We start from the raw sequence: 14,370 nt of genomic DNA, 5'->3' as shown, positions 1-14,370 counted from the left end.
AAAATTCCATTAGACGGAATGTATTTGTGGGAAGCGGATGGAACTGTTCCGCTCCATGGCGTCCGGAAAATCCCTATGAATCATGTGTGGGCTCGCGTGCGACGGGAAAGCGTGCGGGATTCCACATGCGGGTAAAACGCTTTATAGTGTTCCGGTCAATGAAATAATCGAGAGCCATGAAGATGAATGCTGCCGCCAAACGTGATACCGATACCGCAGCAGAGGCGGGCGCAGCGCCCGGCCCCGGCATGCTGGAACGCGCGTTCGCGGTGATCCGCGCCTTGTCCGAAGCTCAACCCGATGGCGGTCGCGTCACGCGACTGGCGAAAGCGGTCGGTCTGACGCAGGGCACCGTGCACCGCATCCTGCATGCGTTGATCGCGGAGGGCATCGTCGAACAGGACGAAAGCTCCAAGCTGTACCGGCTGAGCGTGGATTTTTTCGCGCTCGCGGCGCAGGCTGGCAATCCGAGCGGCATGCGCACGCTGTGCCGTCCCGCGTTGTTGCGGTTGTGCGCCAGTCTCGGCGACACGATCTTTCTGCTCGTCAAGAGCAGCTTCGACGCGGTGTGTCTCGACATTTGCGAAGGGCCGTTTCCGATCCGTTCGTTCACCGGCGATATTGGCGGGCGTGTGGCGCTAGGTGTCGGGCAGGGCAGTCTGGCGATTCTCGCGTTTTTGCCGGAGGCGGAGCGTGAGGAGATCATCCGCTTCAACGTGCCGCGAATTCGTGGCTACGGCGTGCTCGACGAAGTCTATTTGCGCACCGAGATCGAACGCGTGCGTCAGTTGGGCTACGCGGGGCGCAATAGCGGCGTGCTCGACGGCATGGCGGGCGTGGCGGTGCCGATTCTGGATCGCACCGGCGTGGCGGTGGCGGCGTTGAGCGTCGGCACGCTGGCCGCGCGCCTGGGCGACGACCGCTTGCCGATGGTGGTCGAACTGCTGCGGCGGCAGGCCGATGCGATCGGCCCGCAAACCAATCCGTTCGATGTCGCGTTGCGCAGGCCGATGCATGGCTTGTCGCGCGCCATGACCACCGAACGGATCACGGGATAAGCGCAGGCGAAGCAGCAGGCGTCACGCTCAAGCCACGAGCGTGACGCCCTTTGCGGCAGCGCGAAAACCCGCGCCGCCAGTTGCTGCTGAAAACCGCTTAGAACACCTTCACCGGCACGTTCACGACCAGCCGGTATTCCATGTTGTTGCCATCCGAGTAGTGGTACTGACTGTTGTGCCACATCGCGATGAACGTGACCTTCGTATCCTTGAAGCGCCCGCTTTGCAGCGTATAGCTCGGAATGAAACCGAACTCGTGATGGTGGCCGTGCACCGGCTCGCCGTTCTTCCAGTAGAGATCATGCAGTGGCGCCGACGGCGAAGCATTCTCCGCCGCACCCGCGGATGCGTCCGCGCCCCAGCCGTATTGCCCCCAGAACATCGCCTTGAGTCCCGGCACACCGGCGTACTTGCCGTCGAACGTATAGCGCAATTGCAGCGACTGTTCGTGCGGCGCGTTGTAGTCCACGTCCATCGAGTTGGTCAGGTAAATGCCGTTGGTCTCGTTGACGTAGTCGAAGAACTGGTCGCCGAGCACCTGCTGGTAACCGAGCAGCAGCGCATGCGGGCCGTGCTGCGCGGAAACCGACACGCTGTAGGCGTTGCTGTTGATGTGCCCCTGACGTGACGCGCCGGTGTCGTGCGTCGAGTAGATGTTCGCGAGCCCGCTCCACTTGATGGTGGTCGGATCGCCGAACGACTGCGCGACCGAGCCGTAGTACTGGCGCCAGACGTCGTCGGCCTGATCGACATACAGGGCCATTTCGCCGTTCTTCGCGTAGTGCCAGGTGCCGCCCACATACGTGAGGCGATCGATCCGCGTGCCGCCATACGAGGTGGTGAGATTGGTCAGGTTCGTGTGGCCGCGCGCGTCGACTTTCGTGAAGCTGCCGGCCTCGAGCGTGGTGTGCACGAGATCGTTGCTGACCATGGAAACGCCGAGGAAGGTCGGCGGCAGCGCGCGATTGTCGTGTGGTTCGAGGAACGGGTTGGTGACGATCTGCAGACCATACTTCACGACCGTTTCCGAAATGCGCCCCTTGATGTCGTACATGCCGGGGTAGGCCCACGCGAGTTGTTCCGAACCGCCGCCGTCCTTACCCACGTGCACCATGTTGCCCGCGCCGTTGCCGCCGTCGAGCTTGAGCGCGCCGAACAGCGAGGCATCCACACCGAAGCCGACCAGTCCTTGCGTGTAGCCGGATTCATAGTTGGCCTGCACGCCCTGAACCCACGCGTGACGGTAGAGGGTGTCAGGTGCCTGGAAGTAGTCGGAGTAATTACGAAACAGCAGATTCAGATGGCTGTCGGCGATAAAACCTTTGCTCGCCGCCTGGCTAGACAGCGGTGCGGGTGGCGTGACCGACTGATTGGCTTCGGCGTTGACGATGGCGTTGGTGGTGTCCGGTTGGTCGTTACGCACCTGGCCGCCCTGGTCCGCGCGGCGCTTGCCGGATGGACTGCTTTGCGCGACCGAGGGCTCCGGTGCATGTTGTGTCGGGGACGACAACGTTTGCGCGAGCGTTTGAGCTTTAGACGTTTCGGAGGTGGGCTCCGAAACGCCGTCGTCGGCATACGCGTTCGCGGCGAGAGTCAACGCGGGAAGCGTGAATGCGCAGTAGAAGAAAGTTGCTGTTCCGGTTTTTTTTGACCGGTTTTTTGATCGGGTATCTTTCATGGAATACGTCTCTGATTATTGTGGTGAACCTTTGGCCGGCGCTTAGCCAGTCCAAACGAATCGCTCAGTCCTGCTGATGACAGGACGAGCGAATCCAACGGCGCGACGGCCCGCCGCGTCGGAGAATACGGTTTTGACTTCTTGGGTTTTCTGCTCTAGCGGTGTTCCAGCGGCGCTTCCTTCGGGACGTCCCCCACGCGAATGCATGCGACGCGTGTCGCTTTGGCGCCGTGTGTGACAGGCTGCGGAATCTCCCGCGCGCAGGCTTCGATCGCATCCGGGCAGCGCGTGCGAAACGCGCAACCGGACGGCGGACTGAGCGGCGAGGCAATCTCGCCGCGTAACAGCAGATGACGGCGCGCGCGCTCCACCACTGGATCGGGGACCGGCACGGCAGAGAGCAATGCCCGCGTGTACGGATGACGTGGCGTGCCGTACACCTCGCGCTTGTCGCCAAACTCCATCACTCGTCCCAGATACATCACCAGCACGCGGTGGCTGATCGCTTTGACAACGGCCAGATCGTGCGCGACGAACAGCAGGGAGAGCGACAGTTCGCGTTGCAGATCACGCAGCAGGTTGACGATCTGCGCCTGGATCGACACGTCGAGCGCGGATACCGGCTCGTCGCAGATCACCAGTTGCGGCTCGCCGATCAGCGCGCGCGCAATGCCTACGCGCTGGCACTGGCCGCCGGAAAACTCGTGCGGATAACGGCGCAGATGCTGGGCGTTGAGGCCGACGCGTTCGAGCATGGTCAGCACGCGGCGTTGCACGTCGGCGCGCGCAATGTCCTGGCCGTGCGTCGTCAATGGTTCGGCGACGATCTGTTCGATCGTCATGCGCGGATCGAGCGAAGCGAGCGGGTCCTGGAAAATCATCTGCACGTCGCGGCGCAAACGCGACGTATCGCGTTGCGCGCCGGCCACAACGGTTTCGTCGCCGAGCCAGCGCACGCTGCCGCTCGCCACGGGAGCGAGCCCGATGATCGCGCGCGCAAGCGTGGATTTGCCGCAACCCGATTCGCCGACGAGCCCCACGGTTTCGCCGCGCCGCACGGTAAATGACACGCCATCCACCGCCCGCAGCGTCGCTTTGCCGGACCACGGAAAGCCGCCGCGCGGCACGCCGAATTGCACCTTGAGATTGTCGACGCGCAAGAGCGTTGCCGCGTCCTGATTTGCAGGAGGAGTGGTGTTCATACGTGTTGGGCCTCGAGAATTTCCGCTACCGGCCGATGGCACGCGCGCAGGGCGTCGGCGTGACCTTCCGCGGAAGTGAGACGCGGGCGCGACTCACGGCAGCGATCGGTGCAATATCCGCAGCGCGGCGCGAATGCGCAGCCCGCGCCGACTTCGCCGGGCAGCGGCGGATTGCCGGGGATGGTTTGCAGGGGGCGCTCGTCGTCATCGTCGGTCAGGCGCGGCAGCGCGTTCAGCAGCCCGAGCGTGTACGGATGCGTCGGCGCGGCGAACAGCGCGGCGGCGCTCGCCTGCTCGACGGTCTGGCCGGCGTACATCACCATCACGTCGTCGCACAAACCGGCCACCACGCCCATGTCGTGCGTGATCAGAATGATCGCCGTGCCGCGTTCCTGATTCAGTTCGCGCAAGAGTTCGATGATCTGCGCCTGCACGGTCACGTCGAGCGCGGTGGTCGGCTCGTCGGCGATCAGGATTTCGGGCTCGGAGAGCAGCGCCATCGCGATCATCACGCGCTGGCGCATGCCGCCGGAAAACTCGTGCGGATACATGTTGATGCGCCGCGCGGCGTCGGGAATGCGCACCGATTCCAGCGTTTCAATCGCGCGGCGGCGCGCTTCGCGGCGCGACATTTTGCGGTGCAGTTGCAACGTCTCGGTCATTTGCCGTTCGATCGTCAGGAACGGATTGAGCGAGGTCATCGGGTCCTGAAAGATCATGCCGATGCGGTCGCCGCGAATCCGGTTCAAGGCCGCTTCGTTCATGGTCAGCAGGTTTTCGCCGCGATAGGTCGCGGCGCCCGACACCTTGCCGTTGCCGGCCAGGAGGCCCAGCAGCGCCATCACGGTCTGGCTCTTGCCGGAGCCGGATTCGCCGACGATACCGAGCGTGCGGCCCGCCTCCAGCGAAAACGACACGCCTTGCACCGCGTCGACGGGTGCGCCTTCGCGGCGCGTAAAGCGCACGCTGAGGTCTTTGACTTCGAGTAGCGGCATGTCAACGGTCCTTCGGATCGAATGCGTCGCGCAAGCCATCGCCGACGAAATTCACGCAATACAGCGTCACGCACAGCATCACGGCGGGGCACAGCAGCAGCCAGGGCATCGATTCGAGCTTCTGCGCGCCGTCCTGAATCAGCACGCCCCAACTCGTCATCGGCTCCTGCACGCCGAGGCCGAGAAACGACAGCACCGATTCCGTCAGCACGATGTTCGGCACCGTCACGCTCGCATACACCACGACCACGCCGAACAGATTCGGCACGATATGGCGCGCGATGATCGAACGCGAACTCACGCCGATCGCCTTCGCGGCGTCGATGAATTCGCGCGAGCGCAGCGACAGCGTCTGGCCGCGCACCACGCGCGCCATGTCGAGCCACGAAAACGCGCTGATGGTGAGCACGACCAGATAGAACGCGCGGCCGAACATGGTCATCATCAGAATCGCGATCAGCATGTAGGGGATCGCGTACATCATGTCGACGATCCGCATCATCACCGCGTCGACGCGTCCGCCCAGATAACCCGCGGTCGCGCCATACGCGACGCCGATCAGCCCCGACACCAGCGTGCCGAGCAGGCCGACTTCGAGCGACACGCGCCCGCCTTGCAGCGTGCGCGCGAGCAGATCGCGGCCGAGTTCGTCGGTGCCGAACCAGTGCATGTTCTGCAGCGTGGGCGGCAGGCTGATCGCGCTCCAGTCGCTATCGATCGGATTATTCGGCAACAGCCACGGACCGGCCACGCAGGCGATCACGATCAGCATCAGCAGCACGAAACTGGCGAAGGCGGCGCGATTGCGCACGAAGCGCCACGTGGCGGTGGCGAGCGGGCCGCGCGAACGCGGCGCCCTTGCTATGGCCGCGAGCGGATCGAGCGCCGCGGCAGTCGATTGAAGAGAGCGGGGCATGGATCAGTACCGGATGCGCGGATCGAGCCACGCATAGGCGAGGTCGACCAGCAGATTGAACAGCACGGCGATAGCGGTCGTCAGCACGACGAGGCCGAGCACGAGGGTGTAGTCGCGATTGATCGCACCATTGACGACAAGCTGGCCGAGGCCCGGCAGCGCGAACACCGATTCGGTGACCACCGCCGCGGTGATCGACGAGATGCAGATCGAACCGAGCAGCGAGACGACCGGCATCAGCGCCGGCTTCATCGCGTGGCGCAACACGATCGTGCGGCCCGGCAAACCTTTGGCGCGCGCCGTGCGGATGAAGTTGCCCGACAGCACTTCGATCATGCTGCCGCGCATCACGCGGGCAATCGCGGCGACGTTGATGATGGTGAGCAGCACGATCGGCAGCACGCGATAGCGCCATTCGCCTTCGCCCCAGCCGCCGGCCGGCAGCCAGCCGTGCCCTTCGGAGGTCTTCAGCAGGATCGCGAAGATCCACACGAGCACCGGGCCGAGCACGAAAGGCGGCACCACGTTGCCGATATTGCCGAGCACCATCACGAAGTGATCGACGAAGCGGTCGCGCCGCACCGCGGCCACCGTGCCGAGCGCGACGCCGATCACGAGCGCGATCGGCACCGAGACGCCGCCCACGCCGAGGCTCACCGGCAACGCTTTCCACACCAGATCGTTGACGGTCCAGTCGGCATAGCGGAACGACGGCCCGAGATCGCCGTGCAGCAGCGAGCCGAGATAGTGGAGGTACTGCAACCACAACGGTTCGTCGAGGTGGTACTTGGCGTTGAGGTTCGCGAGGACGGCCGCCGAGAGTTGCTTCTCGGTGTCGAACGGTCCGCCCGGGGTGAGATGCAGCAGCAGATAGCACGCGGTGATCACGGCGAGAATCGTCGGGATCGCCCAGAGCGTGCGGCGCAGCGTATAGGCCAGCATGACGGTGCTCCCGCGCTTAGTGCTTGATCAGATACATGTCTTGCGTGGCGCGCTGGTCGACGTAGTTGGTCGACGTGTAGCCGCCCACATACGGTTTCACCAGCCGGTCCGCCGAGTACTGGAAGAGCGGCACCAGCGGATAGTCGTTCATCGCCAGATCGTGCGCCTGCGTGAGCAGAGCGGTGCGCTTCGCGTCGTCGAGCTGCTGGTTGGCCTGATCGACCAGCTTGTCGACTTGCGGGTTGCAGTAGCGCTGATCGTTCTGCACGCTGTTGCAGCGGATCAGATCGAAATACGACATGGCGTCGTTGTAGTCGACGAACCAGCCGTCGCGCGAGGCCTGCACCTTGCCGTCGTGGCGCTGCTTGAGCAGCACCTTGTATTCGACGTTTTCGAGCTTGGCGTTCACGCCGAGCTTGGTGCGCCATTCGGAAGTCGCGAACAGCGCGACTTTCTTGTGCAGGTCGTTGGTGTTGTAGGTGAGCGTGAACGTGAGCGGCTTGGCGTCCGAATAGCCCGCCTGCTTCAGCAGATTGCGGGCATAGTCCACGCGCTTGGGCATCGGCCAGGTGGACCACTCAGGCTTGAAAACGGCCGCGCCTTGCGTGCCCTTGGAAATCAGGCCGTACATGGGCAGTTCGCCGTCCGCGGTGAGGCGCTGGGTCAGCAGGTCGCGATCGAGCACCATCGAGAGGGCCTGGCGCACGCGCTTGTCCTTGAACAGCGGGTCGTCGTTGTTGAGGCTGTAGTAATAGGTGGCGATCTGCAGGCCGGTTTTCAGTTCGGAGCCGAACTGCTTGCTCACCTGCGCATAGATGCCCGAGGGGACTGAATACGTATAGTCGAACTGACCGGCCTGATACATGCGCATGGCCGTTTCGTCGTTTTCAATCGGCAGGTAGGTCACTTTCGTGATCACGACCTTGCTGGCGTCCCAGTACGTCTTGCTCTTCGTGCCCACCAGGCGGTTGCTCGGCTGCCAGTCTGTCAGCGTATAAGGTCCGTTGCCGACGAAGTTGCCCGGCCGGGTCCAGTCGCCGCCGAACTTCGTCACGACATCACGGTTGACCGGCGCCATGGTCGGCATGGCGGCCAGTTGCGGGAAGAAGGCGGCGGGAACTTCGGTGGTGACTTCGAGCGTGTACGGATCGACGGCGCGCGCCGCGAGGCTCGTGAGCGGCGCCTTGCCGGCGAGAATCGCCTTGGCGTTCTTCACGAATTCGACCAGCACGGTGTACTTCGAGCCGGTTTTCGGATCGAGCACGCGCTGCCATGCGTAGATGAAGTCCGCCGCCGTGACCGGCTGACCGTTGCTCCAGCGCGCATCGTGGCGCAGCTTGAACACCCACGTGTCCGGCCCGGTGCGCGTCCACGATTGCGCAACGCCCGGCACCACCGCGCCGGCTGCGTCGATGCGCGTCAGGCCTTCGAACAGGTCGAGCGCGATCGTGTTGCCGGTCCACGATTCGATATGCGCGGGGTCGAGCGATTCGGTTTCAGCCGGCACCTGGCGGGTGATTTCCTGGCTCGCGGCGAGCGTGACGCCGGCAGGTACGTTGACAGCAAAAGCGGACGGGGCAAACGAGAGGACGAGCGCGGTCAGCGCCGTCGCGTAGACGAACGGGGTTTTCATCGATTGAGATCGCAGGAAAGGTCGGGAGAGAAACGCGCTGGCGCCAGGGCCGGCGGGAACGGCTGCAAGCCCGTTTGCTTGCTGAAGCTGTACCTCACATAAACCGCCGCGAGCCACTCGCGATATTCATAAGCATTGCCGAGCGAAGCGGTCGCTCCGAACGCCAGTTGCGGCGCCAGTTGATATTCGCCCACGGCGCTGAGCGAATACGACACGCCGGTCTTGCTTTGGCCCGGATACTGCGCGCCGCTCTGCACACTGGTGCCGATCGAGTCCGCGTTGTTCGCTGCCGTACTCTGGCGGTTGGAACCGTCGTTGAGCGGGAAGTAATTCGACGCGTCCTCACGGTAATGCTGCACGCCGATCGAACCCTTCACGTCGTAGGTGAACGCGCCGTTGCGCCCGGTCCATTCGATCGGCAAGTTCAGGATCACGTATTGTTGCGGGCTGAAGTAGCCGCCCTGGCCGTACGTGAAGTACGACAGATTCTTGTTGTAGCCCATCAGCGTCGTATTCACACCGATCGTGAGCGTCTGATCGGCGTCTTTCAGCAGACGCGTGTAGACGCCGCCGCCGCCTTTGATGGCGGTATTGCTCGGCACGTTGTTGCCATCGTAGTACTGAAAGGAACCGTTTACGTACAGGCCGTTCGTGCCGTCGTCCCAGGCGAGGCTGGCGAGTCCGCCATTCGAGGTGACGCCGCCCCATTCGAGCCCGGAGCCGGAGTCGCGCGCGCCGGCGTAGGACAAGAGGCTGTCGGTCACCGCGCGGCGCGCGACGGCGAGCGAATACGACACCTTGTCGGTGATGACGCCGTTGTATTGGGCGCCGCCCACGATGTTCGTCTCGCGGAAACCGATCGGCGTCACGCCGATATCGCCGCTGAGGCTGCGGCCTTCGTAGCCGACCGACAGGCCCACGCCATTCGCCGTCTGGCTGCCGTACGTGTTGTTGCCCGCCTGGGCGGCTGTTTTGGATGCATCGCTCGATAGCCCCGAGCCGAAGCGCGCGAGCGTCGACACATTGGCGGCTGCGCTGCCGGCGTCGAGCGTGACAGGCGTTGCCGTGACGACGATATGGCCGTTGCCCGCCTTGATGCGCCCCTGAACGGGCGCTTCGATGTCGGTGAGGTTGGACAGGCCGTCCTCGCCTGTGCGGTTACGGAACACGATGCCGCCCGATATCGTGCTCGACTGCTCGCGGTTGACCTGCGCCAGTTCTTCCGCGACGCCGAGCGTTTGCGCGTTCGCCACGTTCGACGGCGCATAAGCGTTGCCATTGCCCGCGCCGTTCGCGCCGGGCTGCGCCGGGTAGTACGGCTGCGCATAACCGGTTGGCGGCTGCGGAATGTATGGTTGCTGTTGCTGCTGCGCGTAATAGCCCTGATTCGTGTAAGCCTGCTGCTGCGGCGGATACGGCTGATAAGGTTGCTGCGCGTAGGCCTGCTGTTGCTGTTGGGGATACGCCGGCTGGCCGTAGTAGGGCTGCTGCTGTTGCTGCGGATAGCCTTGCTGTTGTCCGTACGGCGCCTGCGCGTAGGCGGGCGCGTTACGGGTATTCTTCGACGCGCTTTGCTTCTTGCTGGTCCCGCGTTTCGTGCTTGTACCCGTGCCCGGCGCGCCATAAGGTTGCGCCTGCATTGAACCGGCGTTGGCCTGCGCTTCGCGCGCGGCCGGCGACATCGGCCACGGCGTGGCCGCATAACCATCCGGCGCGCCGTATTGCGGCTGCTGCGCGTAAGGCGCCTGCTGCGGATAACCCGGGTTGTACTGCTGCGGCGCCTGCTGCATCTGTGGCGCTTGCGCCTGCGTCGGCTGCTGGCCTTGACCCGGATAAGGCTGCAACGGCGCGCCCGACTGGCTCGACCCGTAGGCTTCCTGACCATAGCCGCCCGAGTTGCCACCCGACCCGCCGGCCGGACGCGGCGCGTTGTACGGAAGCGTGGCGGGCGCCGAGCCAGGCGCATAAGGCTGCGCGGGCGACGTATAAGGCGCGACGTAAGGCGCGGGTTGCGTAGGCGGCGGATAGTTCGGCACGGTCTGTGTCGGCAAGGAAGACTGCGAATACGGAAGCGCTGAGCGCGCGGCGTTGTAGCTGCCGCCGGCGAACGCGGCGTTGTCGGCGTCGGTCGCCGTGACGGTGGCGGTCTTGCCCTCGAAGGGATTGGTGCCCGGCAGCGGCGTCGCGCCGATCCGCCGCATCGCCACTTCCCAGCCGCGCGGCACGTTGCTCGCCGGGTTGCGCGGGGCGTTGGCCATCAGCGGCGTGTTGGCGGCCACGAGCGAACGTTGCAGATAAGTCGACGCGAGCGACAGCTTGCCTTCTGCGCGATACATGCGGCCGACGGTGGCCAGCACGGCAGGATCGCCTGGTGCCGCGTTCAAGGCCTGCTTCGCGAGCGACTCGGCGTAGCTGAACTGCTTTGCGCCGGCCGCGGCGGAAATAGTCGCTTGCAGCAGATTCAGATCGTCGGGCTTGCGTTGCAGCGCGACGCGATAGCTCGCGACCGCATTGCGGTCGTCGCCGGCACTCGAATAAAGGCGGCCGAGCGCGGCTTGCAGATCGGGATTGTCGGGCATGGCCGCGAGCCACGGCGCGATCACGTCGTAGGCACTGGCCAGGTCGCCGCGCTGACGCACCGCGTCGCACTGCTTGATGACGATGCCGAGATTCAGGTTGCCGAAGTCGGTGCGTTGCTGCGGCGTCAACTGCATCGCGGCGAGCCGGCGCATCACCATGCCGAGTTCGGCTTCCTGCGGCGTGGCCGACAGAATGCCCGCGTATTGCAGCAGCAAATCGGTGTTGCCGGGCGCCGCGTTCATGGCGGCGCGCACGAGTCCGAGCGCGCGGTTTGGGTCGCCGGCCTGGCTGTAAGCGGCGGCGATCACGCCGATCAGTTCGGCACTGTTGCCCGCGACCGGCTCCGCGGCCCGCAGCGTGGCGAGCGCCTGTTGCGTCTGGCCGCTGCGCGCCATGCGCGTAGCGAGATCGGCCTGTTGATGCACCCACAAGCGGTGCTGCAAGGTCGTCATCGCGTCGGTGCGCTGCGCGGCCGGAATGCGCTCGAGTTGCGCGAGACCGGCCGACCAGTCCTGCGTTTCCGCTGACAGCAACGCGCTCGCGTAGAGCGCATCGGTCATGTCGGGATGCGCGGCGAGCAGGCCGTCCATCATGCTGCGCGCGTTGGCGACCGCGCCCTGGCGCACGTAGATGCGCGCGAGGTCGAGCCGCAGCCACGGGTCGTCGGGCGTATTCAGCAGCGCGTCTTCGAAGAGGCTGCGCGCGTTGCCGAGATCGCCGCGCGCTTCGGCGGCGCGCGCTTGCGCAGCCTGCGCTTCGCCACGCAGACGGTTGATGCCGCCGGCCTTCGATTGCTGTTCGGCGTTCAGCTGATTGGCGAACTGCAGCGCCTCGTCGCCGCGGCCTTGCGCGGCGAGCGCGCCGACGAGGCCGCGCACCGCGTCCGGGTTGTCGGCCTGACGGCGCAGCGCCATCCGGTAGGCCTGCTCCGCGCCGACTGGGTCGCCGTTGGCGAGCAGCATTTCGCCGAGCAGGACCTGCGCGGTGACATCCGACGGATTCAGCGCGATTGCGCGCTCGAACAGCGACTTCGCCTTCGCGAACTCGCCGTTGCTGCGCGCGCCGATCGCGTCGCTCGTATAGGTCCAGTAGCTCGCGCTGTCGAGCGCGGTTTTCCAGCGCGCCGGATTGCCATTGCGCGACGCACGCTCCAAATAATTGCGGGCTTCGGCGAAACGCTCCTGCTTCAATGCGACGATGCCCATGCCGCCGAGCGCGTCGGTGTCGTTCGGGCTCGTGGCGAGCACCGAGGAGAACTTCGTGCGCGCCGTGGTCACGTCGTTGCGATCGAGCGCCGCGAAACCGTCGGCGATCGTGCGGCCGCGCGCGTCGACGGCGGCGTTTTCCTGCGAGCGCGCACGGGCCGCGCTGTCCTGCTGAACCATCGAATCGAAGCGCGCCTTGACGGCGGCGTCGTCGGTCGCGGTTTGCAGATAGGCTTGATAGAGGGGGGCGTCGGAGGGCCGCGCGTCGAGCCACAACAGCGCCTGGCGCCAGCTCTTTTTCGCCGACGCGCCGACCGTGCTGTCGCCCGCCAGCTTTTGCAGCCGCGCGATACCGTCGCGGCGCGTCACGTCGCGATAGGTCAGATGCTGCGCGTAGGCGAGGGCGTAACGCGGATCGTCGGGGTTGTCGCGCGCGAGCTGTTCGAGACCGCGGCGCGCCTGATCCCAGCCTTGCGGCGTGGCCGAGAGCGCCTGGTAATACTCGAGTTGCAATTCGGGCGTGGCCGGTTTGCCGGTCAGCGCGCGCTGATATTCCTGCACGGCGCTCGCGCTCTGACCGCTTTGCGCGAGCCGCCGCGCGTCGTTCACGGTCTGGTCGCGCAGGCTCGATTCACCCAGGCGCCGGCCGAGCTCATCCAGATTCGGATAGTTCGGCGCGGCCGCCTTCAGGCGCGCGAGATATTGCTGTGCGCCCGCGCCGTCCTTGCGGTCGGCGAGCACCATGCCCATGCCGAATAGCGCATCGGGCTGCTTGGGGTCGATGCGCAGCACCTTCAGCCATGCCTGCTCGGCGAGGTCGCCACGCTGATGCGACTGCCAGTACTTGCCCTGATCGATCAGCACGTTCAACGGATCTTTCGACGCCTGCGCGAGAGCGTCGGGCGAAACCGTCGCCACGCAGCAGACGGCGGTGAGGCTGAGCGCGAAGCGCAATGACAACGCGAGGGCGCTCAATCGCATGCGTTTCTCCAACTCGGCACAAGACGTCCGGCTTCGTCGAAACGATAGCGGCCGTCGATGAAACCCGTGCCGAACAAGCCCAGCACACGATCGTAGTAAACCGGTTCGCGGCCCGGCACGGCGGCCTCGAGCGCGGCGAGATGCGTGCGCGCGAGGCCGAGCCCGTGCTCGTCGCCGAGCCCCTTGAAATACGGCGCGAGCGCACCCCAGTAGCTGAGCGGTCCTTCGCCGCTCGCCGCGCCGGTGGTCGATGAGACCTTCTCGGGCGGAATGCCCGTTTGCGCGACGCGCGCGCGCATGCCGCCGAGCGCCGCGAGCCACGGTTTGGCGAGCGGATCGGCCGGCGAGGCGAGACCGGCCCACAGATAGACGCGAATCGCGTCGTAGCTGCCGGTGTCGCCGTTTTTCGGATCCACCACGAACTGGCCGTTCTGCCAGGCCGCCCAGTCGGGCGCGAAGCCTTGCGGCGCGGTGGTCTTGACGAGCTTGTATGCACTCTCGGCGAGCTTGCCCCACGGGCCGTTCGGCATCTCGTGCGCGAGCGCGCGCAGCACCGGCAGCGGCAGATAGCTCGGATTCAGGCGCGTCACCCCGCCGTTTTTGAAGCCTTGAGGCCCGGGCAGCAGCATCGGCCCGACACCCGGCAACGTGGTCATTTCCTGACGCGCGATCTGCGCGGCGAGCGCCTCGCCCAATTGCGTATAACCCGCTTCATGCCACAGGCGGCCCGCTTGCAGCAGATCGTAGGCGATCCACAAGTCGGAGTCCGAGGCGGAATTCGGATCGAGCACGCCGTACGAGCCGTCCGCTTTTTTGCCCCATTGCCACGACGGCAGCCGCATGTTTTGCGTGTCGAACTGATTGCCCGCGAGATTGGTGCGGGTCCAGCCGAGCAGGCGGTCGAAGGTGGCGCGGTCGTTGGCGACCAGCGCGAAGAAGAGTGCGTACGACTGGCCTTCGGAGGTGGTTTGCTGGGTCGGCGTGGAGTAGTCGATCACGCGGCCGTCGGCCTGCACGAAGCGTTCGACGAACGCGCGATAACCGCTCCAGTCGCCGCACGCGCCGGGTGCGGCGGTGCTCTGCGCCACTTTCACGATATTGCCGAAACTCGCCGACGCCGCCAGCCCGAGCGTCAGCGCGAGGCCGATTGTCTTGTTGATTCGAACCCGCATATCAATCC

The 14,370-nt window shown here is 65.3% G+C and carries 9 protein-coding genes; 1 reads left to right on the top strand and 8 read right to left on the bottom strand.

The window, feature by feature from the left end; genetic code table 11:
• The first annotated feature begins 182 nt into the window (after positions 1 to 182).
• Positions 183 to 1,058 (top strand): IclR family transcriptional regulator, encoded by an 876-nt coding sequence (locus AC57B1_RS05335; protein WP_091809165.1) that lies wholly within the window; start codon positions 183 to 185, stop codon positions 1,056 to 1,058.
• A 97-nt stretch (positions 1,059 to 1,155) separates the two neighbouring features.
• Here AC57B1_RS05335 and AC57B1_RS05330 read toward each other — a convergent pair whose 3' ends face one another.
• From AC57B1_RS05330 to bcsZ, 8 genes are all read right to left on the bottom strand, one after another.
• On the bottom strand, positions 1,156 to 2,736 hold the full coding sequence (locus AC57B1_RS05330; RefSeq protein ID WP_496416874.1) for an OprD family outer membrane porin: 1,581 nt from the start codon (positions 2,734 to 2,736) through the stop codon (positions 1,156 to 1,158).
• A gap of 155 nt (positions 2,737 to 2,891) precedes the next feature.
• Complete coding sequence (locus AC57B1_RS05325; protein ID WP_408300027.1) at positions 2,892 to 3,938, bottom strand: ABC transporter ATP-binding protein; 1,047 nt, start codon at positions 3,936 to 3,938, stop codon at positions 2,892 to 2,894.
• The gene (locus AC57B1_RS05320) at positions 3,935 to 4,933 is read right to left on the bottom strand and encodes an ABC transporter ATP-binding protein (RefSeq protein ID WP_091807068.1); all 999 of its coding nucleotides are present in this window, start codon (positions 4,931 to 4,933) and stop codon (positions 3,935 to 3,937) included. Before AC57B1_RS05320 ends, AC57B1_RS05325 begins: the two co-directional genes overlap by 4 nt.
• Position 4,934: 1 nt before the next feature.
• A complete protein-coding gene (locus AC57B1_RS05315; protein ID WP_496416873.1) occupies positions 4,935 to 5,849 on the bottom strand; it encodes an ABC transporter permease in 915 nt (304 codons plus the stop codon).
• A gap of 3 nt (positions 5,850 to 5,852) precedes the next feature.
• Positions 5,853 to 6,791: an ABC transporter permease subunit gene (locus AC57B1_RS05310; RefSeq protein WP_091807070.1), complete on the bottom strand. Its 939-nt coding sequence runs from the start codon at positions 6,789 to 6,791 to the stop codon at positions 5,853 to 5,855.
• Between the two features lie 16 nt (positions 6,792 to 6,807).
• Entirely contained in the window at positions 6,808 to 8,424 is a 1,617-nt protein-coding gene (locus AC57B1_RS05305) for a peptide ABC transporter substrate-binding protein (protein ID WP_496416872.1), read from the bottom strand.
• On the bottom strand, positions 8,421 to 13,190 hold the full coding sequence (locus AC57B1_RS05300; RefSeq protein ID WP_496416871.1) for a cellulose synthase subunit BcsC-related outer membrane protein: 4,770 nt from the start codon (positions 13,188 to 13,190) through the stop codon (positions 8,421 to 8,423). The genes AC57B1_RS05305 and AC57B1_RS05300 overlap by 4 nt, the downstream gene beginning before the upstream one ends.
• Positions 13,181 to 14,362 carry a cellulose synthase complex periplasmic endoglucanase BcsZ gene (bcsZ, locus tag AC57B1_RS05295; protein WP_496416870.1) on the bottom strand — a complete coding sequence of 394 codons (1,182 nt, stop codon included), beginning with the start codon at positions 14,360 to 14,362 and terminating at the stop codon, positions 13,181 to 13,183. Before bcsZ ends, AC57B1_RS05300 begins: the two co-directional genes overlap by 10 nt.
• Positions 14,363 to 14,370 lie beyond the last annotated feature (8 nt).

The organism is Paraburkholderia sp. BGA-UO-ETr-F21 (assembly GCF_059567925.1).
Note: the sequence above shows the minus strand (reverse complement) of the source record. Positions and strands in the feature narration are given on the sequence as shown.

Bases quoted from the DNA above. Each gene is read 5' to 3' on its own strand.
- AC57B1_RS05300 (WP_496416871.1), bottom strand. From the start codon at position 13,190: ATGCGATTGAGCGCCCTCGCGTTGTCATTGCGCTTCGCGCTCAGCCTC.
- AC57B1_RS05315 (WP_496416873.1), bottom strand. From the start codon at position 5,849: ATGCCCCGCTCTCTTCAATCGACTGCCGCGGCGCTCGATCCGCTCGCG.
- AC57B1_RS05335 (WP_091809165.1), top strand. From the start codon at position 183: ATGAATGCTGCCGCCAAACGTGATACCGATACCGCAGCAGAGGCGGGC.
- AC57B1_RS05320 (WP_091807068.1), bottom strand. From the start codon at position 4,933: ATGCCGCTACTCGAAGTCAAAGACCTCAGCGTGCGCTTTACGCGCCGC.
- AC57B1_RS05310 (WP_091807070.1), bottom strand. From the start codon at position 6,791: ATGCTGGCCTATACGCTGCGCCGCACGCTCTGGGCGATCCCGACGATT.
- bcsZ (WP_496416870.1), bottom strand. From the start codon at position 14,362: ATGCGGGTTCGAATCAACAAGACAATCGGCCTCGCGCTGACGCTCGGG.
- AC57B1_RS05305 (WP_496416872.1), bottom strand. From the start codon at position 8,424: ATGAAAACCCCGTTCGTCTACGCGACGGCGCTGACCGCGCTCGTCCTC.
- AC57B1_RS05330 (WP_496416874.1), bottom strand. From the start codon at position 2,736: ATGAAAGATACCCGATCAAAAAACCGGTCAAAAAAAACCGGAACAGCA.
- AC57B1_RS05325 (WP_408300027.1), bottom strand. From the start codon at position 3,938: ATGAACACCACTCCTCCTGCAAATCAGGACGCGGCAACGCTCTTGCGC.